The organism is Clostridium sp., assembly GCF_021443865.1.
Classification (GTDB): domain Bacteria; phylum Bacillota; class Clostridia; order Clostridiales; family Clostridiaceae; genus Clostridium.
In genome coordinates this window covers 1-25,136 of the sequence record NZ_JABUTB010000021.1, presented here as the reverse complement: position 1 = coordinate 25,136, position 25,136 = coordinate 1, and the positions used below count along the sequence as shown (strand labels likewise).

Annotated in this window: 28 protein-coding genes, 2 tRNA genes, 1 other RNA gene and 1 pseudogene; 27 read left to right on the top strand and 5 right to left on the bottom strand. The window is 28.1% G+C overall.

Going from position 1 to position 25,136, the window contains the following annotated elements; all coding sequences use genetic code 11:
* Nucleotides 1-54: 54 nt before the first annotated feature.
* Together HUJ77_RS05370 and HUJ77_RS05365 are read left to right on the top strand one after the other, a co-directional pair.
* The gene (locus HUJ77_RS05370; protein WP_291707550.1) at nucleotides 55-858 is read left to right on the top strand and encodes a MurR/RpiR family transcriptional regulator; all 804 of its coding nucleotides are present in this window, start codon (nucleotides 55-57) and stop codon (nucleotides 856-858) included.
* 162 nt (nucleotides 859-1,020) lie between these two features.
* Complete coding sequence (locus HUJ77_RS05365; RefSeq protein ID WP_291707549.1) at nucleotides 1,021-1,584, top strand: hypothetical protein; 564 nt, start codon at nucleotides 1,021-1,023, stop codon at nucleotides 1,582-1,584.
* Between the two features lie 79 nt (nucleotides 1,585-1,663).
* Here the strand turns inward: HUJ77_RS05365 and rd are convergent, their stop codons facing one another.
* Nucleotides 1,664-1,828: a rubredoxin gene (rd, locus tag HUJ77_RS05360; protein WP_291707548.1), complete on the bottom strand. Its 165-nt coding sequence runs from the start codon at nucleotides 1,826-1,828 to the stop codon at nucleotides 1,664-1,666.
* A gap of 105 nt (nucleotides 1,829-1,933) precedes the next feature.
* Between rd and HUJ77_RS05355 the strand changes: the two genes are divergently transcribed.
* Nucleotides 1,934-2,236, top strand: coding sequence for a hypothetical protein (locus HUJ77_RS05355; protein ID WP_291707547.1), 303 nt, complete (start codon nucleotides 1,934-1,936; stop codon nucleotides 2,234-2,236).
* Nucleotides 2,237-2,309: 73 nt separating this feature from the next.
* Here HUJ77_RS05355 and HUJ77_RS05350 read toward each other — a convergent pair whose 3' ends face one another.
* A complete protein-coding gene (locus HUJ77_RS05350) occupies nucleotides 2,310-3,890 on the bottom strand; it encodes a DEAD/DEAH box helicase (RefSeq protein ID WP_291707546.1) in 1,581 nt (526 codons plus the stop codon).
* A gap of 310 nt (nucleotides 3,891-4,200) precedes the next feature.
* Here HUJ77_RS05350 and HUJ77_RS05345 point away from each other — a divergent pair, with 310 nt between their 5' ends.
* Nucleotides 4,201-4,722, top strand: a complete 522-nt coding sequence (locus HUJ77_RS05345) for a methylated-DNA--[protein]-cysteine S-methyltransferase (protein WP_291707545.1) — start codon at nucleotides 4,201-4,203, stop codon at nucleotides 4,720-4,722.
* A 132-nt stretch (nucleotides 4,723-4,854) separates the two neighbouring features.
* Here HUJ77_RS05345 and HUJ77_RS05340 read toward each other — a convergent pair whose 3' ends face one another.
* Nucleotides 4,855-5,583, bottom strand: a complete 729-nt coding sequence (locus HUJ77_RS05340; protein WP_291707544.1) for a lysophospholipid acyltransferase family protein — start codon at nucleotides 5,581-5,583, stop codon at nucleotides 4,855-4,857.
* A 226-nt stretch (nucleotides 5,584-5,809) separates the two neighbouring features.
* Between HUJ77_RS05340 and HUJ77_RS05335 the strand changes: the two genes are divergently transcribed.
* The 7 genes from HUJ77_RS05335 to ffs all read left to right on the top strand — a co-directional run bounded on the left by HUJ77_RS05335 (nucleotide 5,810) and on the right by ffs (nucleotide 10,560).
* Entirely contained in the window at nucleotides 5,810-6,586 is a 777-nt protein-coding gene (locus HUJ77_RS05335) for a staygreen family protein (RefSeq protein WP_291707543.1), read from the top strand.
* Between the two features lie 65 nt (nucleotides 6,587-6,651).
* Nucleotides 6,652-6,726: transfer RNA gene (locus HUJ77_RS05330), tRNA-Arg, on the top strand.
* A 529-nt stretch (nucleotides 6,727-7,255) separates the two neighbouring features.
* Nucleotides 7,256-8,503 carry a hemolysin family protein gene (locus HUJ77_RS05325; RefSeq protein ID WP_366032855.1) on the top strand — a complete coding sequence of 416 codons (1,248 nt, stop codon included), beginning with the start codon at nucleotides 7,256-7,258 and terminating at the stop codon, nucleotides 8,501-8,503.
* Nucleotides 8,504-8,611: 108 nt separating this feature from the next.
* Complete coding sequence (locus HUJ77_RS05320) at nucleotides 8,612-9,076, top strand: nucleoside deaminase (protein ID WP_291707541.1); 465 nt, start codon at nucleotides 8,612-8,614, stop codon at nucleotides 9,074-9,076.
* Nucleotides 9,073-9,837 carry a prolipoprotein diacylglyceryl transferase gene (gene lgt / locus HUJ77_RS05315; RefSeq protein WP_291707540.1) on the top strand — a complete coding sequence of 255 codons (765 nt, stop codon included), beginning with the start codon at nucleotides 9,073-9,075 and terminating at the stop codon, nucleotides 9,835-9,837. Before HUJ77_RS05320 ends, lgt begins: the two co-directional genes overlap by 4 nt.
* Before the next feature lie 368 nt (nucleotides 9,838-10,205).
* A tRNA-Ser gene (locus HUJ77_RS05310) sits at nucleotides 10,206-10,295 on the top strand.
* 3 nt (nucleotides 10,296-10,298) lie between these two features.
* An RNA gene (gene ffs / locus HUJ77_RS05305) (signal recognition particle sRNA large type) lies at nucleotides 10,299-10,560 on the top strand.
* A gap of 313 nt (nucleotides 10,561-10,873) precedes the next feature.
* Here the strand turns inward: ffs and HUJ77_RS05300 are convergent.
* Both HUJ77_RS05300 and HUJ77_RS05295 read right to left on the bottom strand, forming a co-directional pair.
* Nucleotides 10,874-11,365 carry a dihydrofolate reductase gene (locus HUJ77_RS05300; RefSeq protein ID WP_291707539.1) on the bottom strand — a complete coding sequence of 164 codons (492 nt, stop codon included), beginning with the start codon at nucleotides 11,363-11,365 and terminating at the stop codon, nucleotides 10,874-10,876.
* Nucleotides 11,365-12,156 carry a thymidylate synthase gene (locus HUJ77_RS05295; RefSeq protein ID WP_291707538.1) on the bottom strand — a complete coding sequence of 264 codons (792 nt, stop codon included), beginning with the start codon at nucleotides 12,154-12,156 and terminating at the stop codon, nucleotides 11,365-11,367. Before HUJ77_RS05295 ends, HUJ77_RS05300 begins: the two co-directional genes overlap by 1 nt.
* A 165-nt stretch (nucleotides 12,157-12,321) precedes the next feature.
* Between HUJ77_RS05295 and HUJ77_RS05290 the strand changes: the two genes are divergently transcribed.
* The 16 genes and pseudogenes from HUJ77_RS05290 (at nucleotide 12,322) to HUJ77_RS05215 (ending at nucleotide 25,053) form a co-directional block, all read left to right on the top strand.
* Nucleotides 12,322-12,684, top strand: coding sequence for a helix-turn-helix domain-containing protein (locus HUJ77_RS05290; RefSeq protein ID WP_291707537.1), 363 nt, complete (start codon nucleotides 12,322-12,324; stop codon nucleotides 12,682-12,684).
* A gap of 62 nt (nucleotides 12,685-12,746) precedes the next feature.
* Nucleotides 12,747-12,926: a hypothetical protein gene (locus HUJ77_RS05285; protein WP_291707536.1), complete on the top strand. Its 180-nt coding sequence runs from the start codon at nucleotides 12,747-12,749 to the stop codon at nucleotides 12,924-12,926.
* Nucleotides 12,927-12,941: 15 nt separating this feature from the next.
* On the top strand, nucleotides 12,942-13,217 hold the full coding sequence (locus tag HUJ77_RS05280; RefSeq protein WP_291707535.1) for a ribosomal protein L7/L12: 276 nt from the start codon (nucleotides 12,942-12,944) through the stop codon (nucleotides 13,215-13,217).
* Between the two features lie 32 nt (nucleotides 13,218-13,249).
* Nucleotides 13,250-13,438 (top strand): annotated as a pseudogene (locus HUJ77_RS05275) (GNAT family N-acetyltransferase); the annotation flags it as partial.
* Between the two features lie 380 nt (nucleotides 13,439-13,818).
* A complete protein-coding gene (locus HUJ77_RS05270) occupies nucleotides 13,819-14,982 on the top strand; it encodes an MFS transporter (RefSeq protein ID WP_291707534.1) in 1,164 nt (387 codons plus the stop codon).
* Nucleotides 14,983-15,341: 359 nt separating this feature from the next.
* Nucleotides 15,342-16,964 carry a DNA polymerase III subunit gamma/tau gene (gene dnaX, locus HUJ77_RS05265; RefSeq protein ID WP_291707533.1) on the top strand — a complete coding sequence of 541 codons (1,623 nt, stop codon included), beginning with the start codon at nucleotides 15,342-15,344 and terminating at the stop codon, nucleotides 16,962-16,964.
* A gap of 189 nt (nucleotides 16,965-17,153) precedes the next feature.
* Nucleotides 17,154-17,498, top strand: a complete 345-nt coding sequence (locus tag HUJ77_RS05260) for a YbaB/EbfC family nucleoid-associated protein (protein WP_291707532.1) — start codon at nucleotides 17,154-17,156, stop codon at nucleotides 17,496-17,498.
* Nucleotides 17,499-17,690: 192 nt separating this feature from the next.
* Nucleotides 17,691-18,287: a recombination mediator RecR gene (gene recR / locus HUJ77_RS05255; RefSeq protein WP_291707531.1), complete on the top strand. Its 597-nt coding sequence runs from the start codon at nucleotides 17,691-17,693 to the stop codon at nucleotides 18,285-18,287.
* Between the two features lie 13 nt (nucleotides 18,288-18,300).
* Entirely contained in the window at nucleotides 18,301-19,836 is a 1,536-nt protein-coding gene (gene cls / locus HUJ77_RS05250; protein WP_291707530.1) for a cardiolipin synthase, read from the top strand.
* A gap of 88 nt (nucleotides 19,837-19,924) precedes the next feature.
* Complete coding sequence (locus tag HUJ77_RS05245; protein WP_291707529.1) at nucleotides 19,925-20,185, top strand: DUF2508 family protein; 261 nt, start codon at nucleotides 19,925-19,927, stop codon at nucleotides 20,183-20,185.
* 49 nt (nucleotides 20,186-20,234) lie between these two features.
* On the top strand, nucleotides 20,235-20,483 hold the full coding sequence (locus tag HUJ77_RS05240) for a pro-sigmaK processing inhibitor BofA family protein (RefSeq protein ID WP_291707528.1): 249 nt from the start codon (nucleotides 20,235-20,237) through the stop codon (nucleotides 20,481-20,483).
* A 296-nt stretch (nucleotides 20,484-20,779) separates the two neighbouring features.
* Nucleotides 20,780-20,947: a hypothetical protein gene (locus tag HUJ77_RS05235; RefSeq protein ID WP_291707527.1), complete on the top strand. Its 168-nt coding sequence runs from the start codon at nucleotides 20,780-20,782 to the stop codon at nucleotides 20,945-20,947.
* Nucleotides 20,948-20,963: 16 nt separating this feature from the next.
* On the top strand, nucleotides 20,964-21,398 hold the full coding sequence (gene mscL, locus HUJ77_RS05230; RefSeq protein ID WP_291707526.1) for a large-conductance mechanosensitive channel protein MscL: 435 nt from the start codon (nucleotides 20,964-20,966) through the stop codon (nucleotides 21,396-21,398).
* 206 nt (nucleotides 21,399-21,604) lie between these two features.
* Nucleotides 21,605-22,681 (top strand): alanine--glyoxylate aminotransferase family protein, encoded by a 1,077-nt coding sequence (locus tag HUJ77_RS05225; RefSeq protein ID WP_291707525.1) that lies wholly within the window; start codon nucleotides 21,605-21,607, stop codon nucleotides 22,679-22,681.
* 209 nt (nucleotides 22,682-22,890) lie between these two features.
* Complete coding sequence (locus tag HUJ77_RS05220; RefSeq protein WP_291707524.1) at nucleotides 22,891-23,796, top strand: D-2-hydroxyacid dehydrogenase; 906 nt, start codon at nucleotides 22,891-22,893, stop codon at nucleotides 23,794-23,796.
* Between the two features lie 21 nt (nucleotides 23,797-23,817).
* Complete coding sequence (locus tag HUJ77_RS05215) at nucleotides 23,818-25,053, top strand: DUF1015 family protein (RefSeq protein WP_291707523.1); 1,236 nt, start codon at nucleotides 23,818-23,820, stop codon at nucleotides 25,051-25,053.
* Nucleotides 25,054-25,136 lie beyond the last annotated feature (83 nt).

Genomic DNA, 25,136 nt, shown 5'->3' with positions numbered 1-25,136 from the left:
TAGTGATATTCTAAGAATAGCTTATATTAATTTATAGTATAGTGGAGGCGTAAAGTGGATATATTAAGTGAAATCAGAAGAATATATAATAGCTTTTCTGACAAAGAAAAGGCAATTGCTGATTATATAATGCAATATGGTGAAAATATAAAAAATATAAATATTACTGATTTAGCTAATGAAACAGGAACTTCAGGTGCAACAATAACTAGATTTGCTAAAAAGATAGGGTGTGATAGTTTTGTTGACATGAAGATAAAGCTAGGCTCTAATAGAATAGAAAAGGTAATATTTGAAGATGAAGATGAAATTTTTTCTTATGCATATCAGTATTATAATGAAGTTATAGAAAGAACTAAAATGCTAATAGATAAGGAAGCTATTTTCAATATAGTTAATGAACTTAAAAGTGCTAAGAATATATATATTTACGGTGTAGGAAGTTCAGGATTAACAGCTACAGAAATGATGCAGAGGTTATTAAGAATGGGTTTTAATGTTCACTGTATTACAGATTCACATATGATGATAATTAATAGTTCTATAGTTAAAAAGGAAGATTTGGTAATAGGGATATCTATCTCAGGAGAAACTAAGGAAGTAGTACTTTCGTTAAAAAATTCACAGAAAAATGGAGCGAAAACAGTTTCTATAACTAGCTTTGAAGAAAGCAGTATGAGTAAATATTCAGATATAGAGCTTATAGTTTATAATCCTAGATTCGTTAATAAAAAGAAGTTTATTAACAGTCAATTTTCAGCTATGTACCTATTAGATTTGATTTCGATGGCTTTATTAAAGGATGAAGAATTAAGTAAGAAGATGCAAATTACTGTTGATGCTATTACTAAGGGATAATATAAAATTTTTTATAATTAATATAAAGAATACGAATAAGGAATATTGATAGAGATAATCATTTTTAATAACTTTTTTTGAGGCCTTTTTACAGTTTAAAAGAAGTGTTATATTGGATAAAAATGCTATAATTAAAGTTAAGGGAAAAAAGAGGTGATTATAGTGGAAAAGTTACAAAGATTTATGAAATATATATCTGGATACTTTAATAATGAAAAACAATTAAAAGATGAAGAAGAAGCAACTGGAGAAGTTAAAACTCCTGTGGCAAATCATATAGTTGGTATATGTAATGATAAAATAAAAAATTTGCCAAAGGATTTTCATGGATACTTTACTATAGATGAAACTTATTATAAACATGGCGAACATGAAACAGCATTACATCATTTATTTTTATACACATTAAATGAAGATAATAATGTAGTGTTAACTTCTTATGAATTACCAAGTTACATAGACTATAATGATTTTATCAATTCAAATGAGGAATTAGTAATAGACTATGATAAGTTAGAATTATCTAAGAAATTTACTCCAATAGTATTTCGAGAAACAGAAGAATACTTTTTAGCAGAAAGTGAAAGTGAATTTGCACCTGAAGTAATATTTACAGCAGTAGAAAAAGTATATGATGGAAAGATGGACGTAACAGAAATATTCAGAAAGAACGGAGAAATAGTTTCTGGATCAGAAGAACCAATAAAATATGATAAGATTAAGTAATTAAATATTTCTATTAAAAGTAAAAAAATGCTAGCTACGAATTTAAAATTCATTAGTAGCTAGCATTATTTTTCTGTTTTTAATCTTCTAAAAGCTCGAATTCGTCCTTTGTAGCTCCACAAACAGGGCAAACCCAATCATCAGGTAAATCCTCAAATGGAGTATCTGGATCTATTCCGTTTTCTGGATCTCCGTATTCAGGATCATAAACATAAGTGCATGGAACACATACATATTTTTGCATTAATAAATACCTCCTAATCATCTATACATTAAAATGTATTGGGTATATTATTAAAATATGATATAAATTAATATAAATAAAGAACTTAACGAAGAAGGTGATAAAATGAGTAGAAAAACTAGTAAGAATAATGATTTACTTAGCAGTGTAAGAGGAGATACTTCTCCAAAGATTTATTCTTTATTAGTGGATTTAGTTAATGATCAGAGAGAAGACTTGGCAGAACTAGTATTAAAAATAGATTATTTATTGGAATATTCAAGTTCATGTATTCGCCAAAAGGATTTTGAAGAGGCTAAAGAAACTTTAAGTAAGGTAGAGAATAGAATAAGAATGCTAGAAAAAGATAATGTAGATACAGAGTATATTAGATATCTTTATGATGGTATAAAAAAGAAATGTAAATAAAAATAAAAAAAAAGATGTTACAAAAATCTATTGTGACATCTTCTTTTTATTTAAAATTAATATATTTTAAATATTATTTTCTTTTCTTATTTCTATTTGCAACTTCGATGTTAACTTTTCTCTTGTTAACTTTAAGTCCCATACATTTATCGATAACTTTATCCTTAACATCTGGAGCTATATTTACAAAAGAGAAGTTTTCTAAAATATCAATATCTCCAATAGATGTTGCTCTTATTCTAGCAGTATCCTTTATGAAGTTTACTAAAGATTTAGGAGTAATTCCATCTCTTCTACCGATAGATAAGAATAAACGTACATCTTCTGATTTAGGTGCTTCTAATACATTAGAAGAATAGTTATCAAGTAAATCACTATTAAATTGATTTTTAATTAATGCTGCAATAAGGTCAACATTATCAAATTTCTCAGATAACTCTTTAGCGATTGGAATAAATCTTGTGTAATCTGAATCATTAATAGTACTTGAAACATCATCTAATATACTATCAGACTTACTATTAAATATTTCATTAACTGTTGGGATAGTTTTTCTAGATATATCTCCCTTAGTTACTGTTTTTATTTGTTTAAGCATAGAATATTCCTTTGGAGAAACTAATGAATAAGCTATTCCTTCTCTATTAGCTCTTCCTGTTCTACCTATTCTATGAACGTAGCTTTCAACATCTTGAGGTAAATCATAATTTATAACGTGAGTTATTCCTTCTACATCTATTCCTCTTGCAGCAACATCAGTAGCAACTAGATAATTTAAAGAACCTTCTTTAAATTTCTTTAAAGTTCTTAATCTATGTACTTGAGACATATCTCCGTGCATTCCCTCTACTACATAGCCTCTAGATTGCATTCCTTCTACTAATTCATCAACGCCCTTTTTAGTTCTACAGAATATTATAGCTGAAGAAGGTGTATCGAAGTCTAAAACTCTACAAAGTGCTTCAAATCTTGTTTTATGAGATACTTCAAAGAAACTTTGGCTTATCTTAGAAACAGTCATTGAAGTTTTCTTTATTGCTATATGCTTAGCATCTGGCTTCATGTATCTTTTGGCTAATCTTTTAATTTGATCTGGCATTGTTGCTGAGAATAATAAAGTTTGCCTATCTTCAGGTAATTTCTTTATTATATCTTCTAAATCATCTATAAAGCCCATATTTAACATTTCATCAGCTTCATCTAAAACTAAGAACTTAATCTTATTTAAATCTATAGTTCCTCTTTTAATATGGTCTAACACTCTACCAGGAGTACCAACTACTATATTTACGCCTCTTTTTAAATTTCTGATTTGATTATTTATTGGATCTCCACCATATACAGGAAGTATTGATAACTCATCATATTTCGCTAATCTCTTAAGCTCATCATTAACTTGAATTGCTAACTCTCTTGTTGGAGCTAAGATTATTGCATTAAGTCCATCCTTTTTTGTAATATGGTTAATAATTCCACAACCAAAAGCAGCTGTCTTACCAGTTCCAGTTTGAGCTTGCCCTATAAGGTCATATCCTTCAATTGCAACAGGTATTGCTTCCGCTTGTATTTGGGATGGTTCTTCAAAACCTAATTCTTCAATAGATTTTAAAAGGGTATCCTTAAGCCCTAAGTTACTAAATTTAATTTCATTCATCTAAAATCCTCTTTCTATTTATTTAAAATAATATATAATTAATCATAATCGATTATTTTATATTAACTAATTTAGTATAGGTTATATTATCCGACATTTATCCTAAGCTACTAAATTTAATCTCATTCATTTACAGTCATTTCTTAATTTATTTAAAATAATATACAATTAATCATAAAATTCATTTTATATTAACTAATTTATTATACACTATATTTTAAAAATATGCTCGTATTATTTATTAGAAAAATAAGTAATTTTATAATATTTATTGAAAAAGCAAAAAGAAAACCTTTTAAGGAGTCGAATAATGCAAAATAATAATGAAAAATTATACTTTTATGAATTAGAAACTACTATAGGAAATATATTTATTATAAAAAGTGAGAAGGGTCTAAGAAGTATTGAAATAATAAAAGAGAATTTTGAAGAACTAAATAAGAAATATCAATTAATAGAAAGTAAAGAGAATTGCCAAAATGAAATTAATCAGATATTAGAATTCTTTGCTGGAATTAGAAAAGAATTTGATTTAACTTTTGATATAGAAGGAACTGAATTTAGGAAGAAAGTGTGGATGGAGTTATTGAAAATTCCATACGGAGAAATTAGGAGTTATAGCGATATAGCTAAAGCAGTAGGAAGCGAAAAAGCTGTTAGAGCTATAGGTCAAGCAAATAAGGCAAATCCAATTCCAATAATTATTCCTTGCCATAGAGTAATAGGTAAGTATCAAAAACTACTAGGTTACGCTGGAAATCATACAGATATTCAGGAAAAGCTTATTAATTTTGAAAAAGCCATAATAAAGAATGAAGGAATGAAAAAATGAAAAAGGCTGCCTAAGCAGCCTCATTAGAATTTAAAGGAATTTATAAAAATTACTTTAAATATATTTATTCTATAAACTCCGTCAGGAGTTTCTTCTTTAATTCTACATTTTACATTCTTAATTCTACATTCCTTAACTCTGTGGTAGTTTACTTTTTATTATTTCATAAACTCTTGAATTAAGAGTATCTTGTTCTTCTTTAGTTAAGTTAGATGTCTCTATTGCAGGATGTATGTATAAATCAACATTAGTAGATTTAATCATCCATTTCTTTTTATTACCTTCCATTATCTTATATGAACCATTCATAGTAACTGGTACTATAGGGACTTTAGATTTAGTTGCAAGTTTAAAGCTACCTGCCTTAAATTCTCCCATCTTATCGCCTTGACTTCTAGTTCCTTCAGGGAATATTACTAAGGAATGTCCTTTTTTTAAGATTTTAATACCTTCAATAATAGCCTCTCCAGATTTTCTTATGCTACTTCTATCCATAAATACACAATACATATATTCCATCCAAGTTCTAACCCCTGGAATTTTTTTAACTTCGATTTTAGATACAAAACCTTTTAGTCCAGGAATCTTACTCATGTATATTGGAATATCAAAATTACCTTGATGGTTACCTATATATAATACATTTTTATCTTTTGGAATATTTTCCAATCCATGTACTGTTACTTTAACTCCAGCAATCTTTAATAAGAGTTTTGCCCAAGCGGTAGTAGTTTTATAAACAACTTCATCTCTTTTTTCTTCTAGTCCTTTTTTTGTAAGCATCTTAGTTCTTATCATAGCAGGAATGCTTAAAATAAGTGTGACAAAGAATACTATATACCAAACAATAGATCTAAGCATTCAAATCAAATCCTTTCGATAATATAATAAGTAGATAAATAAAGTATATAACAAAGTTTAATTATATAAAAGTCAATTTGAAAATTCCTCATTTTACAATTAAAGTTAATTTATTCATTATAAGAGTAAATTAAAGTAATCTCATGGTATCAGTAATGTTACATATATGCACATTTTAATTTAGAAAACATATATTGTAAATTATTAGTAGGTAGAGGTGTTAGTTTTGAATAAATCAAGTCCCTATAAATTAGCTGTAGAGAAGTTAAATGATATATTAGATAATGGACCTATGATACCAAGATGTTATGAAGTGAATTATTTAAGAGCTTCAAACAAAATCACAGTAAATATAAATAAGGATGAGAGTAAAAGTAAGAACATATATAAAGGGGAAGGACTATGTGGAAGATGGTGTTGTGAAAAGGAAACATATATGCTTTTCTTTCAAGTAAATGTAGTTTCCAATAAGAAGGGCTATGAAAGAGCAAAGGAAAAGAATAAATCAATAAGAAAAGAGCTTCCACTAATGATTAACTCTATAATAAAAGCTGAAGAAAAGTTTCTAAAGAAAAATAAGCATTTATATGAAGCAGAAATATTTATAAAATTTAACTCCATATATGATGACTTTTATAAGGTAGAAAGCTTTGGATATTTAAAAAATTATATGAATATAGATACAAACTATGAAAAGAAACCACAAAAAAAAGAAGTTAATAATGAAGCAAAAGATAAAAATGATATTAATAAAGATATAATTCTAAATTTAATTAGACCATATATAGAAACACACCTATCACCAATGTATGGAAGAGAAATAGGATTTTTAATAAGAGAGATTGAAGTATTAAGTACAAAGGAATTAGATAATTTTAGTGGAGATTATAAACACCATGAAATAGTAGTTTCAGTTAGGGTATTAAGCATGAACACTATAGAAGAAGTAATATTAGAGGTAAGAGTGAAGCCAAATAGAGTAGTAATTAAAAGTATAGCTTAGTTCCAAAATATAACTCAAATATTGACATATGGAAAATGTTATTATACAATTTATTTGGTACTCAAGCCTTCATAGTTCAATGGATAGAACAGTCCCCTCCTAAGGGACAGATACAGGTTCGATCCCTGTTGGGGGTACCAGAAACTCTTAAGTCTTTATAATATTAGGTTTAAGAGTTTTTTTGTTTGCAATAAATTATAATATAAGTACAAATTTTTCTTGGAATATTAACAAAATAGATTAATTATTAGAAAAAAATATGATTCTTAAGAGCAGGTGGGTAGCTAACTACCAATTGCTCTTTTTTTTATGTAATTAAATATACTTAGGAGTAGATTTAGCACCAACTATTGCAAAAACTTTAGAAATGACTTATATATTTTTCGTGATTTATGTTAAAAATAATATTGTTTCATTAAATATAAGGCGATATTTTCTCTTCAAATAATAATTGTATACTTCTTAATCAGTACAGAGGAATTTATTAAACTTATATTTGAAAGAAGTAGATTAAAGTCAGGAAAATGAATAAGAAATATAGTTCAGGAATAGAAATAGCGCAGAAAAATTTAAATTTAAGGATACAATTTTTATTAGTTCTAATATTTTGAAATTTATATATGATATAATAGATAATAAAAAATATATATATCATTAGGAGAGTGAATTATTTTGGAGAGTTACACGTGGCAGATAATATTACTAATAATATTATTAATAATGTCAGGATTCTTCTCTATGTCAGAAACAGCCTTAATGGCACTAAGTAAAATTAGAATTAGACATATGGTGGATGAGGGAGTTAGGGGAGCAAAATTAGTTGAAAAATTATCTCAGGACCCAAGCAAATTATTAGGAGCAATATTAATTGGAAACAATATAGTGAATATTGGAGCATCAGCACTTGCTACTTCAGTTGCAGTTAAGGTTATTGGACCAAGTGGTGTAGGTGTGGTTACTGTAATAATGACTATTTTAGTCCTTACATTTGGGGAAATAACGCCTAAATCTATAGCTAAGCAAAATTCTGAAAAGGTAGCTTTAATGGTTAGTAAACCAGTAAACTTCATAGTTAAGGCATTTAACCCATTAGTATTAATATTTACTGCTATATCTGGGATTTTTATAAGACTTTTAGGTGGTGATCCTAAAGCTACAGAACCATTTATTACAGAAGAAGAATTAAGAACCATGGTTGGTGTTAGTGAAGAAGAGGGAGTACTTGAAGGCGTTGAAAAGGAAATGATATTTAATGTTTTTGAGTTTGCTGATTCTCAAGTAAAAGATGTAATGGTTCAAAGAGTAGATATAGTAGCTATAGATGTTAATGCTACTTACGAAGAAGTTATAAGTATAATTAAAACTGAGCAATTTTCAAGATTACCAGTTTATAATGAAAACATAGATGATGTTATAGGAATACTTAATGTCAAAGATTTAATAATGGCATCAGGTTGTGAAGATAATTTTAAGGTATCAGATTATATGAGAGAGCCTTACTATACTTTTGAGTTTAAGAAGATAACTGAATTATTTAAAGAAATGAAGAAAACAAGAAATCATATTGCAGTAGTATTAGATGAATATGGCGGTAATGTGGGTATAGTTACTATTGAGGACTTAATCGAAGAAGTAGTTGGAGAAATCGAAGACGAATACGATGATGAAAGAGACAGCGATATAATAGTTGTTAAGGAAGATGAATATATAGTTGATGGTAGTGCAAGATTAGATTATATTGGAGAATTAATAGGAGTTACTATGGAATCAGAAGAATTTGATTCTGTAGGAGGTTTAGTTATTGGAGAACTTGGAAGATTTCCAGAACCAAATGAAGAGGTTAAGATTAACAATATTAAATTTATAGTAGAAGATATTGATAAGAATAGAATCAAAAAGGTTAGAATATTTACCTAACTCTCTAGATTATAAGAATTTTGAATGATAATTAAAAGTTATAAATTTGAATTGGGGGCTGTTGCGACAGCTCCTTTAAAAAACTTTTTTATTAAGGAGAAGTGTATTATGGACTACATGGATCTTGCAATAATAGAAGCTGAAAAAGCTTTTTATAAAAGGGAAGTCCCTGTTGGAGTAGTAATAGTTAAAGATGGACAAATAATATCTAAAAAACATAATTTAAAAGAAGAGATGAAGCTTACTACTGCTCATGCAGAAATCTTAGCTATAGAAGAAGCAAGTAAAAAGTTAGATAATTGGAGATTATCTGGTTGCCATATGTATGTAACCCTAGAGCCTTGCCCAATGTGTGCAGCAGCCATAGCTCAAAGTAGAATATCTAAATTATATATTGGTACCTTTAATAAAGATATGGGAGCTTGTGGCTCTACAATAAATTTATTAGGTTATAATGTATTTAATTGGCAAGTTGATGTAAAATGGTGTTATAATCAAAAATGTAGTGATTTACTAACATCATTTTTTAAAAATAGAAGAAAAAAACAAATTGTAGAGGAGGAAGTGAAATGAATCCAGTAGCTTTTGAAGTCTTCGGATTAGAAATTAGATGGTATGGACTAATAATATCATTTGGGGTTTTAGCAGCTATGCTATTAATGTATTTACTAGCAAAGAAGAAAAACGTTGACTACGACGTAATAATAGATGCTTTTTTAATTACTTTTCCTATATCTATTATAGGAGCAAGATTATATTATGTTGCCTTTGAATATCAAAACTATCATTCATTTATGGATGTAATAAATATAAGAAATGGTGGAATGGCTATTCATGGTGGTGTTATAGCAGCGCTATTATCAGGATATATCTTTGCTAAATATAGAAAAGTTAATTTTCTAAAATATGTAGATGTAATAATGCCAGGGGTTATTTTAGCACAAGCTATAGGTCGTTGGGGAAACTTTATGAACCAAGAAGCTCATGGCGGTCCTGTATCTCAAGAATTTATAAATAAATTCCCAGAGTTTATACAAAAGGGTATGCTTATAAAGGGTACTTATTATCATCCAACATTTTTATATGAGTCTTTATGGAATTTATTAGTTTGCTTAATTCTAGTTTACATACTTCTTAAAAAGAAAGATGGAAAGGATGGAATTGTACTTGGTGGATATATGATTTTATATTCAATAGGTAGATTCTTTATTGAAGGATTAAGAACAGATAGCTTAATGTTTATGGGCCTTAGAACAGCTCAAATTGTAAGTTTATTAGGAATACTTCTAGGAATAGTACTAATTATATTTTTAACTAAAAAGAAAAGAGCATAAATAATATTAATAAAAAATATATAGAATGTAGAATTATTAATTAACTTATTTTATAAATTGATTGTAAGAGTTTATTATTTAATTCTACATTTTTTATAGCTTAAAATGGATTTTGTACCTATATAAAACAGTATTAAATTTAAATTTGAGGGGCCTTATCTTTTAAATGTTGCAATATTCATTTGTATATGATAATATATAGCAGTAGTTCAAATTAAGTAACTATAAGTAAAATTAAAAAATAATTATATTATTAATTATTTTATTTAATTTAATATGGAGAGATGTCCGAGTGGTCGAAGGAGCACGCCTGGAAAGNAATAATATTTATGTTAGAATGAGAAAGTATTAGACGAGTATAGAATTATGGAGAGATGTCCGAGTGGTCGAAGGAGCAAGCCTGGAACGCGTGTTTAGGGGCAACTCTATCAGGGGTTCAAATCCCCTTCTCTCCGCCATGGCCGTGCTAGATGGGGAGTTAGCGGTGCCCTGTAACCTGCAATCCGCTATAGCAGGATTGAATTCCTAGCCGAGGCTTTAGTCTGTAGAGCCTGCCTATGCAAGTGGTGTTGATGGCAAGGTCCCATACGACGTAAGTGCGTGAACCTCGTCAGGTCCGGAAGGAAGCAGCGATAAGCGATTACTGCGTGTGATATGGATTAATCTTGTCAGAGCTAACTACATAGTAACGTCTATAGACTACTGTCGAAGCTAGGTGCACGGTTTAATTTTAGGCCTTTCTTGCAAGAAGGGTTTTTTTAATGTAAATTATGAAAGTTTAAAACAATTATTTATAGGTTACTCTTCAATAGGATTAACATACAATAGGACAAAGAAAGCGAGGGAATTCCGTTAGGAACACCCTCGTTTTCTTTTTTACTATTTAGGATTTCATAAAAAGATAACCTTTTGAATAACACTCATAATTCCGAATAAAATGAGGGATTATTACCTTCAGTGTAGAATGAGATAAATATTATATGACGGTGACTTGGAACGAAGTGACGGAACAAGGAATATAATATTTATCTCATTTTTATTTTCTTGTTAAATCTATAAAACTATATCTTAAATTATCTTCTTCATTAGTAAATATTTCAGATTCGTAATCAATAAACCAATCATCAAGATTTATTTGGGGGAAGGTAGTATCTCCACTAAAATCTTTATAAACCTTAGTTAAATAAAGCTTATCAGATTTTGGTAAAAGAGACTTATATATTTCCCCACCACCAATAATAAAAGCTTCTTCAGTAGAATTTTCAAATCTATCTATAATAGAATTTATATCATTAACTACTTCAACTTCAGTTGAATCAACCTTATAATCTTTATCTCTTGTAATTACAATATGATGCCTATTAGGTAAGACCTTTGGTAAAGATTCAAAAGTTTTTCTTCCCATAATTATAGTATGACCAGATGTAATTTCCTTAAATCTCTTTAGGTCCTTAGAGATATGCCATAAAAGCTGATTATCTCCACCAATTACATCATTGCTTGCTACAGCAACTATAATTGATAACATTATACACTTACCTCCATTTTAATAGGATCATGGTGCTTGTAATCTATTAGTTTTATATCATCTACAGTAAAATCATAGAAATTATTAATTTTAGGGTTTATCCAAAGCTTTGGAGCTTCAAAATCTTCATTTTCTCTAGTAAGTTGAAGTTTCATTCCTTCAACTTGGTTTTCATAAATATGAGCATTATTAATAACATGAGTAAATAATCCAGGTTTAAGATTAGTTACTTGAGCTATTAAGTGAACAAGTACAGCATATTGGCTGGTATTAAATGGAACTCCAAGTGGTATGTCTCCGCTGCGCTGGATTAACATACAGTTCAGATATCCATCTGTTACATCCCATAATGTTTGATAACAACAAGGTTGTAGAGTCATTTCTGGTAGATCTTCAATATTCCACATAGACATTATCATTCTTCTGTCTTGAGGATTATTTTTTAAAGTTTCAATAAGCTTATCGACTTGATTAAATTTAGCTATTTGATATCCATAAGCTTTACCAATTGTATTATTTTCATCTACCCATTCATCCCAGATATGTACATTTTGCTCTTGAAGCTTTGTAACATCATTAGATTGATCTCTATATATCCATAGCATTTCCTTTATAGCTGTTTTGAATGCAACCTTTTTAGTTGTTAGAATAGGAAATTCCTTTTGTAAGTTAAATTGCATAATTTGATGTGGTAGCTTATATGTAGGCATTCCTGTTCTATTATTATCATAATATCCATTATCTAAGATGTCTCTAACTATAGATAGATATTTCTTATCGTATAAACTCAAACTATATCCCTCCTTATTTTGATTAAGACTATTGTACTATAAAAATAATAATCTAAGAATAGAAAAAGATTAAAATTATTTTAGTATTAATTTTTATAAATTACAAAATATGGTATAATGTTCTTTGTAAATAATTATTTTATGAGAGGTTTAGGAGGGGAATTAATGTCAAAGTATAAATTTCTATCAGTATCTATTTTTACTTTAGCACTTTCTATTATTATTTCTGCATCTATTATTTCAAAGGGCATTGAAAATAAAGGAAGATATATAGGTGATGGATTATATCAAGGGGCTAATAATATTAGCACAACTATAAGAGATCGTTCATTTAATGATAAAGAAAATAATAAGGATGTTTTTACTCAAGATGATGCAGCACTCTATTTAGGAATATCCCAGGAAAGACTAATGCAAATAATAAATAATGAAAAGTCTAACATACCATATGTAAAGGTTGCAGAGAATTTTATATTCAGTAAAAATGCCTTAGATAAATGGATTGAAGAGTCAAATTTTAAAATGTAATTTTTTTTTTTTTTTAATATATGCTTTGTAAGATTAAAAAGTAAAGTTAAAAGTGGAAAATAATGTTTAATATATATAGGGGGCCTAGGTACTATTTAATTGAGATGTTTGTATTATCTATAGCTATTTTTTGGATAGGAATAGCTATACTTGATACAACAGAACCACTTATAAGTTACTTATTATCAATAATAGTTTCTGATTTAATACTAAAATCCAAGGGGAACTTAAAACTCAAATAAAGGATGGAAATTAACATGATTGATGGGATAGGTACTGTATTTTTATTTTTAATATTTGGATTTGTTATAATTTACATTTCTCAAGTAATGGAAGAGATTAAGAAGCTAAATAGAATTTTAGACAAGATAGGTAATCACTTAGGTATAGAAATTTATAAAGATATTGATGAAGAATTAAGGGGTATTATTATAAATGATGGTAAGATAAAGGCTATAAAGAGATATAGAGAACATACTGGATTAGGGCTTAAAGAAGCTAAAGAGTATATTGATAATTTAGATGTAAAGTAGGAGGAAATTATTGATATAAGAAGCTATTAACTGAAGTAATTAATATAGCAAAAACTATGGAAGAATTAGAACAATTAAATTTAGCTGTAGTAAGTAGTAACATAAAAGCAATTAATTTATATAATGAATTGGAATTCGTAACTTATGGCAAAGAAAAAAAAGCAATAAAATCAAATAATAAATATTATGATGAAAATTATATGGTGTATTTTGCGAAATAATAGGCGAAAAATTCAGAAAAAAGTATATGGTATTTAATACTACCTTTCTCCCTCTGTTTTTTTATCGTTTTTTTATTGTTTTTATCACTTGTAATTTTTTTCAAAATAAATTATTATAAACATATATTATTTTGGAAAAAGAAAGGAGAAATACAGCTATGGAATTTACTGTAAAAAGGCTTAAGTATGAAATTCTATCTAGTAGCACGCAATCAAAAACAGCTACAATTTTTGGAAATTGGATTACTATACCCTTTTTTAAGGTAAATTTGCAAGAATCTATTTCCTAACTTGCAAAAGTAGTAACTCCAATTAGACCCGTCTGTTTATAGAGGGTCTTTTATTATGCCCAAAAAAGTGAAAAATTGGAGTTGATTTAAATGAATAAAATAAGTAAAAATATTAAAAATGAGTATTTATATAGATTTCTTTCATCCTTTGATATAACATCTGCTATCTGGGTATTATATTTAGGCTATAAAGGTATGACTTTAGCTGAAGTAGGATTGCTTGAAGGGATATTTCATGTAACTGGGTTTCTATCAGAACTTCCAACAGGAGCTTTAGCTGATTTATTTGGTAGAAGAAAAATTATGATAATTGGAAGATTAACATCTTTAATATCTGCAATAATAATGTTATTTTCTAATTCCTTTTTAGGATTTGCAATTGGATTTATATTATCAGCCTGGGGATATAACTTAAATTCAGGATCTGAAGAAGCTTTAATTTATGATAGTCTCAAAGTTTTAAAAAGAGAAGAAGAGTATTTAAAGATTAATGGGAAAATAAATTTAATTATAGAAGTTTCACAAGGATTAGCTGTATTTATTGGTGGACTGCTTTCAGAAATAAGTTTCTCCTTTAGTTATATTACTGCAATTATTATAGGTATATTTTCTTTGTTAGTTTCCTTTAAGTTTACAGAAGTAGATATTAGAGAGCCTCATGAAGAAAGGATTACAGTAATTAATCATTTTAAGACATCTATAAAGATAGTGAAAGAAAACAAAAAGCTTTTAAATATATTAATTTTCTTTCCTACAATATACACATTTTCAGCCATAATATATTTTTATGGTCAACAGTTTTTAAGTGATGGTGGTTATTCAAGAGTAAATATATCTATTGTATTTTTAATTAATGGAGTACTTTCATCTATAGGCGCCATTATAAGTAGTAAAGTGTATGCAAAATTTAAAAGAATAGGTTGGATATCAATATCTATGATAATAAGTATCTTAATATTGATTATGGGTAATTCAACTAAAAAATTATCTGTAATAACTTTTCTTTTTGTAGGATTTTTTACATCCATACTTCAGCCCATTAGTAGTAAATTAATAAATTCTATTGTAGCTTCTAAACAAAGAGCAACTATAATTTCAGTAGAGAGCATGTTTTACTCTATGATGATGATAATATTATTCCCTATATGTGGATTTATTGGCGATAAATTTGCTTTGGAAACATCCTTTAAATTTATTGGAATTATAGGTTTGATGATAACTGGAATTGAAATTTTTATTATAAAGAAAAAATAAAGTGATAAAGAGACTAAGGGAACTTAGGCTCTTTTTTTTATATTAATATAATAATTCACTATAATAAAAGTAAATAATACTAAATTTTCTACAAAAATGAAATGAAATCAATATTGTCTAAAATTTAACGATAATAATTGGAAGAAATTATGTAAAGTAATATTTGTGTGTGATTTTTGAAATTTTGTTGCAAGATTTAAAGTTACAACTTGCATGATGAAAAAAACAAGATGAAGGATTGCAATTTAAAACTTTCAAGTGTTTGAACTAAATATGTAAAGTTATATTTTTTTAATCCTTCATTAATTTTATTCTTTAGTCTATAATATAAATAAACGATTTAAATAAGGAATGATTTTATGGGATATACAGCTTTATATAGGGAATGGAGACCACAAAATTTTTATGATATTGTGGGTCAAGAACATATAACTACAACAGTTAAAAATCAAATATTAAATGATAGAATAGCGCATGCTTATCTTTTTTGTGGAACAAGAGGAACAGGTAAAACTACCACAGCTAAGGTTTTTGCTAAAGCCTTAAACTGCCTTGATTTGCATGATGGTGAACCATGTAATAAATGTGAAATGTGTCAAAAGATAAATGATGGATTAGCAATAGATGTTACAGAACTAGATGCTGCATCTAATAATGGTGTTGATAAGATTAGAGATATTATTGATGATGTTAAATATCCACCACAAGAAGGTAGATATAAGGTTTATATTATGGACGAAGTTCATATGTTATCTACTGGTGCTGTTAATGCCTTCTTAAAGACTTTAGAAGAACCACCAAAGAATGTAATATTTATATTAGCAACAACAGATCCTCAAAAGCTACCAATTACTATTCTTTCAAGATGCCAAAGATTTGATTTTAAAAGAATTAATAATAATGAAATTATAGGTAGACTAAGAAAGATAGTTAATGAACAAAATGCTTTAGCAGATGATAAAAGCTTAGCTTTAATTGCAAGAGTATCTGATGGAGCAATGAGAGATGCTTTAAGTATATTAGATCAAGCCATTTCAATGGGAAATGGTGCAGTAGAATATGATGTACTTGTAAGTATGCTAGGACTTGTAACCAATGATCATTTATTTAGTTTAACTAATTCAGTTATTCAAAGAAATGTTGAAAAGTCTATAAGTATAATAGATGAAGTAGTTTATGCTGGAAAAGATATTTATCTATTTATAAAGGATTTAGTAAGCCATTACAGAAACATTCTTATGGCGAAGGTTACTAATAATCCAGAAGAAGTACTTGATATGTCAGAAGAAAATATAGCTTTAATTAAAGAGCAAGCTTCAAAAATTAGAGCAGAAGAAATTATGAGATATATTAGAATTCTTCAAGAAGCAGAAGCAAATGCAAAAATTAGTAAACAAGCAAGATTATATTTAGAATTAGCAATAATAAAAATGTGTAAAGTAGAATATGATACTTCTAATGAAGTTATATTAAGCAGACTTAATAAACTTGAAGAAGGACTTAAAAATGGAAGCTTAAAAGTAGTAAGTGCAAATTCAGCAGAGTCTAATATAAGTTCTAAGAAAGAAGCTTCTACAAAAAATGTTAAGCAAGAGGTAAAGAGAACTATTAGTCATAATATAGCTGGGAATGAAAATTCTAAGGTTACTCTAAATGATATACAAAGAGCTTGGAAGGATATATTAGAAAGAATTAAATCAAGAAGAAAAATGATAGTATATGCTTCTATGGTTACTGGGAAACCTATAGAATGTAGGAATGGAATATTAACAATTGAATATGAAGACCAATATAAATTCAATAAGGATAGGTTAGAAAAGCCTGAAAATAAGGCAGTTATTCAAGAAGTATTAGCAGAAATATTTAGAGAAGATATGAAAATAGTATTTGAAGTAGAGGAATCATCAAGTAATGAAAAGTCAATGGAAGATATGCTAATAGAATCTCTAGGTGCTGATATGGTAGATATATTAGATGAATAATATCTACATAAGTGAGAATCTAAATTTAAATTTAGTAATTCGAACTTACAACGCTGACAATAGGAAGCGTTGTTACATAAATATTATAATAAATAACAATAATAAAATTATTAATAACCTAAATATAGTAAAATAAATAAAAATACTATATAATAGAGAATATATTTTTTATATAAGGAGGATGTTTTTATGGCAAGAGGAGGATTTCCAGGCGGATTCGGCGGAGGAAATATGAACAACCTAATGAAGCAAGCTCAAAAGCTTCAAAAAGAAATGGAGCAAATGCAAAAAGACCTAGAAACTAAAGAATTTGAGGCTTCAGTAGGTGGTGGAGCTGTAGTTGTAAAGGCAAATGGTAAAAAGGAAATTGTTTCTATTAATATAAAACCAGAAGTAGTAGATGCAGATGATGTTGAAATGTTAGAAGACTTAGTATTAAGTGCTGTAAATGAAGCATTAAGAAAAGCAGAAGAAGAAAGTGCAGACAAAATGGGAAAATTAACTGGCGGAATGAACATGCCAGGATTATTCTAATAGATTTAAAGGAGAACTATTTAGACAGTTCTAAATTAAAAATGTAGAATTATTTATTAAGTTTCAAGCAAATTAATAATAGTATATTTATTTTAGAAACTCCTTAAGGAGTTTCTTCTTTAATTTGCATTTTTAATTTTATATTTTAGAAAAATATCCTTTATTTATTAATTTTACAGAAAGGATGATTTTATGGATTTTTATCCAGTTGCTATAGAAAAGCTTATTGAAGAATTTGCCAAGCTACCCAGCATAGGGCAAAAAACAGCTCAAAGATTAGCATTACATGTATTAAATCTTCCTGAAGATGAAGTTAGAGAATTTGCAAATGCTTTAGTAAAAGCAAGAGGAACTATAAAGTATTGTTCAATATGTGGAAACTTTACAGATTCAGATCCTTGTGCAATATGCTCTAATCCTAGTCGAGATAAAGATATAATTTGTGTAGTTGAGCAGCCTAAGGATATAATGACAATGGAAAAGGTTAAAGAATATAACGGTAGTTATCATGTTTTACATGGTAATCTTTCACCAATGCAAGGAAGAGGCCCTCAAGATATAAGAATAAGAGAGCTAGTTTCAAGAATGAGTGCAGATGTTAAGGAAGTAATTCTTGCAACAAATCCTAATATTGAAGGTGAAGCAACTGCCATGTATATATCAAGAATATTAAAACCTTTAAATATTAGAGTAACTAGAATAGCATCAGGAATACCAGTTGGTGGAGATTTAGAATATGCTGATGAAGTAACTCTTTCAAAGGCTCTAGAAGGAAGAAAAGAAATCTAAAAAAGGGGAGTATATGGCGAAATTATTAAAGTTTTTATTTAGTAGAATGGTTATTGTAGGGTTGCTTATTATTATACAGTTAGGAATAGTTAGCTTCACTATATGGAGACTATCTGAATCCTTTGTATATTTATATGTATTATTTACGACAATAAGTATATTTTCTGTTATTTATATATTAAGTACAAAAGATAATCCATCTTATAAATTAGCTTGGGTAATACCAGTTCTTCTCCTTCCTGTATTTGGAGGATTCTTCTATTTGATTTTTGGATCAAGAAGGACAACTAAAAAATTTAGGGAAAGAATGATTAATATTTATAAAGAAACATCAAAATTTTTACCTCAAGATGAAGCAGTTATATTAGGAATTAAGAATGAAGATAAGGCTTTTGCAAATCAAGTAAAATATTTAAATAATTATGCGGAAAGTCCTATATATAAAAATACTATAACAAAGTATTTATCTCCTGGTGAAAAATTTTTTGAAGAACTAAAAAGAGAGTTAAAAACAGCTAAGAAGTATATATTTATGGAATACTTTATTATTCAAGAAGGCGTTATGTGGAATAGCATACTAGAAATCTTAGAAGAAAAAGTAAAAGAAGGTGTAGATGTTAGAATTATTTATGATGATATGGGATGCCTTCAAACTCTTCCATATAAATATTATGAAAAGCTTAGAGAAAAGGGAATAAAAACCTTAGTTTTTAACCCATTTGTGCCATTTTTATCTGTAATTATGAACAATAGAGATCATAGAAAAATTACAATTATAGATGGACATACAGCTTTTACTGGAGGAATCAACTTAGCAGATGAATATATTAATGAAGTAGTTAGATTTGGACATTGGAAAGATGCTTCTATAGTTTTAAAGGGAGAAGCAGTTTGGAGTTTAACTATAATGTTTCTTCAAGCATGGGAATTTACATGCGGTGAAAAAAATGATTATGAAAAATATAGACCAAAGGTTAATTATGTTGATGAATTTGCAAGTGATGGCTATGTTCAACCTTATGGTGATAGTCCTTTAGATAATGAAAATGTTGGTGAATTTGTTTATTTAAATATTATAAACAAAGCAAAGGATTATATTTATATAAATACTCCATATTTAATAGTTGATAATGAACTAGTAACAGCATTAACTCTGGCAGCTAAAAGTGGAGTGGATGTAATTATAGTAACTCCACATATAGAAGATAAGTGGTATGTACATTTAGTAACTAGAGCTTATTATCCTCAATTAATAGAAGCTGGCGTAAAAATATATGAATATACACCAGGGTTTATACACTCAAAAACCTTTGTATCTGATGACAAGGTAGGAGTTGTTGGAACAATAAATATGGACTACAGAAGTCTTTATTTACACTTCGAAAATGGTGTGCTTTTATATAAAACTAAATCTGTTATGGAAATTAAAGAAGACTTCATTGAAACTTTAAAGCTTTGTCAAAGAATAACAATAGAGGATTGTCATAAAGTCAAGTGGTCCAATAAATTTATAACAGCTATATTAAGGGTGTTTTCACCTTTAATGTAAAAATTCATTATATGAATTTTATACTCAATCTGAATAATTTTATAAAAGTATGGACATTACTTTAATAGTAATTATTTGGGAGGAGTCTATGATGAATAAAAATGTTATTTTAGAATTTTTATTTAAAAGTGAAGATAAAAAGAAAAGAGAATATACTGAAGAGGAAATAGCTATATTTAGAGATATTGAAGAAGCTATAGAAGAAATGGAAGTAGCTAGGGTTTTATTTAATTCCGTAAGTGATCCTAAGTTAATAGAGTTAGCAATTCATGAAGAAGATGTAGCTAGAGCAAGATTTGATTATTTAATAGGTATAGCTAAAAAACAAGGTTTTAGAAGAATAGAATAATAGAATAATAAAGTTAAAACAATAATATTATTAAGTGGAGGGGATTTGTATGGATGTAAATTTAATATTATATGGTTTAATTGGACTAGTATTACTTTATTTATTAATTAAGGTTTTAAAATGGCCACTTAAAATATTAATAAATGGTGTAATAGGTATAGTATTACTGTATTTAACTAATATACTAGGATCTTATTTAGGCTTTTCAATAGCAATTAATTGGGTTACAGCCTTAATAGCAGGATTCTTAGGAGTACCAGGAGTTATATTTTTGGTAATATTTCAATTGTTTTTCTAGGATAAATTAGAATTATAAATTTACAAAAAGTAAGGTGGAATATCATTAATTGCGTGAGCAATAAGATATTTCACCTTTTATTTATGGAGTAGTTTAATAAGTCTCCTTTTTTTCACGAGAGAGGGAACCAATAGTTCCCTAAAGTTTATATAGATGGGAGTTAGAAGTTTTTAAAAATTAATGAGTGAAAAGCTTCTTATAAGAGTAATATATGAATAGTGATTAAATAGGTTACTACTATTTTACAAATTATATGTTAAAATATTTATGTATAAACATATAAAGGAGATGATAAGGTGCCAGCTGGAAATGGAGTAAATTGTAGCTACTGTCCTGAATACAAAAAAACTTGTAACGGAGATGATAAGGGATGTTTATGTTATAAGTGTCCAAGGCATTTAGGACAATGTATATGTGTTAAATATTGCAGAGAGACAGAATCTATATTAGTATTTGAAGAATAGACTGGAGGAATAGAAAATGTCTGATAAGGGGAAGAAATTTTTAACTGAATTTAAGGAGTTTGCACTAAAAGGAAATGTATTAGATTTAGCTATTGGGGTTATTATTGGAGGTGCTTTTAATAAAATAGTATCTTCTTTAGTACAAGATGTAATAATGCCGCTAATTGGAATTATAGTTGGCGGAGTAAAGTTTGAAGATTTAGCTTATGTATTAAAATCAGAAACAGCAACAACTGAAGCAGTTACCTTAAAATATGGAGCTTTCATTCAAAATGTAGTAGATTTCTTAATCATAGCTTTATCAATATTTGTATTTATTAAAATAATTACAAAATTGAATAGAAAAAGAGAAGAAGAAGCTATAGAAGAGGCTGAAAATAAGGAGCCTGAATTAACAGTAGAACAGGAATTATTAATAGAAATTAGAGATTTATTAAAAGAAAAATCATAATGAGCAAATGTAGTACACACTGCATAAGATAATAATAAAAAATTATATTTTAATTAACAAAATAAAATTTATGAAACTAATATATGATAGTAGAAATGTTTTAAATATTTAATAAAGTGGTTGTTAATTTTATGAAAAAGTAGTAAAATTAACAATAAAAATAAGCAATAAGTATAAATAAAAATTTTATAATGGGGGAGAAGAAAATGCACAAAAAGCTATTTATTCCAGGTCCAGTTGAGGTAAGGCAAGATGTATTAGAGCAAATGGCTAAACCTATGATTGGGCACAGAAGCAAAGAAGCTTCTGCAATTCAAAGAAGAATCAGTGATAATTTAAGAAAGCTATTTTTCACAGAAAGTGAAATACTTTTGTCAACTACTTCAGGTAGTGGACTTATGGAAGGAGCCATTAGATCCTGTACAGCAAAGAGGGCAGCTGTATTTTCCGTAGGGGCATTCGGAAAAAGATGGTATGAAATGGCTACTACTAATAATGTTCCTGCAGATATTTTTGAAGTAGAAATGGGAAAAGCTGTTACTCCTGAAATGGTTGATAAAGAACTTGCAACAGGAAAATATGATTTAGTTGCAGTCACACATAATGAAACATCAACTGGTATTATGAACCCAATTGCAGAAATTGGAGAAGTGGTTAAGAAATATCCAGATGTAGTATTTATAGTAGATACTGTAAGTTCTGCTGCTGGTACTAAAATAGAAGTAGATAAATGGGGAATTGATGTATGTATAACATCTAGCCAAAAGGCATTAGGATTGCCTCCAGGACTAGCTATATGTACATTTTCTAATAAAGCTAAGGAAAGAGCAGAAAAAGTACCTAATAGAGGTTTCTATTTAGACCTTTTAGCTTTATATAAATATATTCAAAAGAAGGATTATCAATACCCTTCAACACCATCAATATCTCATATGTATGCTCTTGACTATCAACTAGACTATATACTAAATAAAGAAGGCTTAGATAATAGATTTGCAAGACATTTAGAGATGGCTAAGGTAGTTAGAGAATGGGCAAAGAAATACTTTGAATTATTCCCAGATGAAAACTATCTATCTAATACCTTAACTACAGTTAAAAATAATAGAGGTATAGATGTTTCTGCTTTAAATAAAGAATTAGGCAATAGGGGATTCCAAATATCTAATGGATATGGAAGCTTAAAGGATAAGACTTTTAGAATAGCTCATATGGCAGATTGTCAAATGGAAGATATTCAAGAGCTTTTAAGCAATATAAATGATATTTTAGGTTTAGAATAAATTTAAAATGATTTAAGCAATAAGTATTAAATAATTTATTTAAATGTAAATATAATTAGTTGTTATAACAGATTAAGATTTGAAATGAAGAATTATTCCTGTAATTTAAATTACAGAAAATATATAAAATTAGAAACTCCTTAAGGAGTTTCTTCTTTAATTTTACATTCTTCATTATTAATTTTACATTTATTTTAGGGGGTATAAAAATGACAAAGATATTAATTAGTGATGGGCTACAAGAAAAAGCAATAAATAGTCTTAGATTATTAGGCTTTGAAGTTGTAGATAAACATTATAATAAAGAAGAATTAGGAGAAATCCTTAAAAAATACGATGCTTTAGTTATAAGATCAGCTACTAAAGTAACTAGAAAAGTTTTAGAGGCTGCCAAGGGTGGAAACTTAAAATTAATAATTAGAGCAGGTGTTGGAATAGATAATATAGATTTAATAGCAGCAAATGAATGTGGAATAGTTGTAAGAAATACTCCTAATTCTAGTTCAGATTCAGTGGCAGAGCTTGCACTAGCTCATATGTTTGCAGTAGCAAGATTTGTTGGAACTTCTAATTATACTATGAGAAATGGCGAATGGAATAAGAAGAAGTATGAAGGTGTTGAATTAAGTGGGAAAACATTGGGGATAGTAGGTATGGGTAGAATAGGAAGATCTTTAGCTACTAAGGCTACTGCTCTAGGAATGAAAGTAGTATATAATGATGTTTTCGGTAAGGTAGATGGCTTAGGATATGAATTTTTAGACCTAAAGGATTTACTAAAGGTTTCTGATTTCATATCTCTTCATGTTCCTTATGATAAGAATGGTGGCTCACTAATAGGAAAAGAAGAATTAGAATTAATGAAAGATGGATCTTATTTAATAAATTGTGCAAGAGGAAAAGTGGTAGATGAAGAAGCTTTATTAGAAGCATTAGATAGTGGAAAGATTGCAGGGGCAGGAATTGATGTATTTGCAATAGAACCAAATACTAATGAAGCATTAGTTAATCATCCAAGAGTTAGTTGTACACCTCATATTGGTGCAGCAACAATTGAAGCACAAGAAAGAATTGGAGATGAAGTAGTTTCAACTATTAAGGAATTCTTTAAGTAGGATAAATATAGGAGGAGTATTATGGCGATAATTAGACCTTTTAAGGCTATAAGGCCTATAAATGAACTTGTGGATAAAATAGCTGCATTACCTTATGATGTAATGGATAGTGATGAAGCTAGAGACATGGTAAAAGATAATCCATATTCATTTTTGCATGTAGATAAGGCAGAAGTAGATTTGCCTAAGGATATAGATGTATATGATGATAGAGTTTATGAAAAGGCAAAAGATAATCTTCATAAAATGATTAATGAAGGATTATATTTAGAAGATGATAAACCTAATTATTATATTTACAGACAAGTTATGAAGGGAAGAAGTCAAATAGGTCTTGTAGCTTGTGCATCAATAGATGATTATAGTAATAATATAATTAAAAAGCATGAATTAACAAGGGAAGAAAAAGAGATTGATAGAATCAATCATGTATATAAATGCGAAGCTCATACTGGTCCAATTTTCTTAACTTATAGAGAGGATAAGAGAATTTCAAGTATAATAAATGAATGGATTAAAAAGGAGCCTCTATATGATTTTATAGCAGAAGATGGTGTAGCGCATACTGTTTGGATTATAGATAATGAAGATACAGTAAATAATCTACAAGAATTATTTAAATCAGTTAAATATTTATATATTGCAGATGGACACCATAGATCAGCTTCAGCAGTTAAGGTTGGTCATATAAAAAGAGCAGAAAAAGAAAATTATACTGGAGAAGAGGAGTTTAATTTCTTCTTATCCATATCATATCCAGACAGCGAATTAGAGGTTCTAGATTATAATAGAACTGTTAAAGATTTAAATGGATTATCTAAAGAGGAATTTTTAGAAAAGGTTAAAGAGAAATTTGAAGTTAGTGAAAGTAGTGAAAGAGTTAAACCATCTGAAAAGCATACTTTTGGAATGTATGTTGATAATCAATGGTATTTACTAAAAGCAAAAGAAGGTATATTTAATCCAGAGGACCCTGTAGATAGATTAGATGTATCAATACTTCAAAATAGTTTATTAAGACCTATTCTTGGAATAGATGACCCTAGAAAATCTAAAAGAATAAAGTTTATTGGAGGCATAAGAGGCTTAAAAGAGCTTGAAAGAAGAGCTAATACAGATATGAAAGTAAGCTTTTCAATGTATCCAACAACTACAGAAGATATTATGGCAATTGCAGATAGTGGAGAAATTATGCCACCCAAGTCAACTTGGTTTGAGCCAAAGCCTAGAAGTGGAATATTTGTTCATAAGTTTTAATTTGTCTTAATCTTAGAGAATATACTAAATTAAAAATGTAGAATTATTGATGTAATTCCAAAGGAATTACTAAAAAGATATAT

Bases quoted from the DNA above. Each gene is read 5' to 3' on its own strand.
- rd (WP_291707548.1), bottom strand. From the start codon at position 1,828: ATGCAAAAATATGTATGTGTTCCATGCACTTATGTTTATGATCCTGAA.
- HUJ77_RS05355 (WP_291707547.1), top strand. From the start codon at position 1,934: ATGAGTAGAAAAACTAGTAAGAATAATGATTTACTTAGCAGTGTAAGA.
- HUJ77_RS05350 (WP_291707546.1), bottom strand. From the start codon at position 3,890: ATGAATGAAATTAAATTTAGTAACTTAGGGCTTAAGGATACCCTTTTA.
- HUJ77_RS05345 (WP_291707545.1), top strand. From the start codon at position 4,201: ATGCAAAATAATAATGAAAAATTATACTTTTATGAATTAGAAACTACT.
- HUJ77_RS05340 (WP_291707544.1), bottom strand. From the start codon at position 5,583: ATGCTTAGATCTATTGTTTGGTATATAGTATTCTTTGTCACACTTATT.
- HUJ77_RS05320 (WP_291707541.1), top strand. From the start codon at position 8,612: ATGGACTACATGGATCTTGCAATAATAGAAGCTGAAAAAGCTTTTTAT.
- lgt (WP_291707540.1), top strand. From the start codon at position 9,073: ATGAATCCAGTAGCTTTTGAAGTCTTCGGATTAGAAATTAGATGGTAT.
- HUJ77_RS05300 (WP_291707539.1), bottom strand. From the start codon at position 11,365: ATGTTATCAATTATAGTTGCTGTAGCAAGCAATGATGTAATTGGTGGA.
- HUJ77_RS05290 (WP_291707537.1), top strand. From the start codon at position 12,322: ATGTCAAAGTATAAATTTCTATCAGTATCTATTTTTACTTTAGCACTT.
- HUJ77_RS05285 (WP_291707536.1), top strand. From the start codon at position 12,747: ATGTTTAATATATATAGGGGGCCTAGGTACTATTTAATTGAGATGTTT.
- HUJ77_RS05280 (WP_291707535.1), top strand. From the start codon at position 12,942: ATGATTGATGGGATAGGTACTGTATTTTTATTTTTAATATTTGGATTT.
- HUJ77_RS05270 (WP_291707534.1), top strand. From the start codon at position 13,819: ATGAATAAAATAAGTAAAAATATTAAAAATGAGTATTTATATAGATTT.
- dnaX (WP_291707533.1), top strand. From the start codon at position 15,342: ATGGGATATACAGCTTTATATAGGGAATGGAGACCACAAAATTTTTAT.
- HUJ77_RS05260 (WP_291707532.1), top strand. From the start codon at position 17,154: ATGGCAAGAGGAGGATTTCCAGGCGGATTCGGCGGAGGAAATATGAAC.
- recR (WP_291707531.1), top strand. From the start codon at position 17,691: ATGGATTTTTATCCAGTTGCTATAGAAAAGCTTATTGAAGAATTTGCC.
- cls (WP_291707530.1), top strand. From the start codon at position 18,301: ATGGCGAAATTATTAAAGTTTTTATTTAGTAGAATGGTTATTGTAGGG.
- HUJ77_RS05245 (WP_291707529.1), top strand. From the start codon at position 19,925: ATGATGAATAAAAATGTTATTTTAGAATTTTTATTTAAAAGTGAAGAT.
- HUJ77_RS05240 (WP_291707528.1), top strand. From the start codon at position 20,235: ATGGATGTAAATTTAATATTATATGGTTTAATTGGACTAGTATTACTT.
- mscL (WP_291707526.1), top strand. From the start codon at position 20,964: ATGTCTGATAAGGGGAAGAAATTTTTAACTGAATTTAAGGAGTTTGCA.
- HUJ77_RS05225 (WP_291707525.1), top strand. From the start codon at position 21,605: ATGCACAAAAAGCTATTTATTCCAGGTCCAGTTGAGGTAAGGCAAGAT.
- HUJ77_RS05220 (WP_291707524.1), top strand. From the start codon at position 22,891: ATGACAAAGATATTAATTAGTGATGGGCTACAAGAAAAAGCAATAAAT.
- HUJ77_RS05215 (WP_291707523.1), top strand. From the start codon at position 23,818: ATGGCGATAATTAGACCTTTTAAGGCTATAAGGCCTATAAATGAACTT.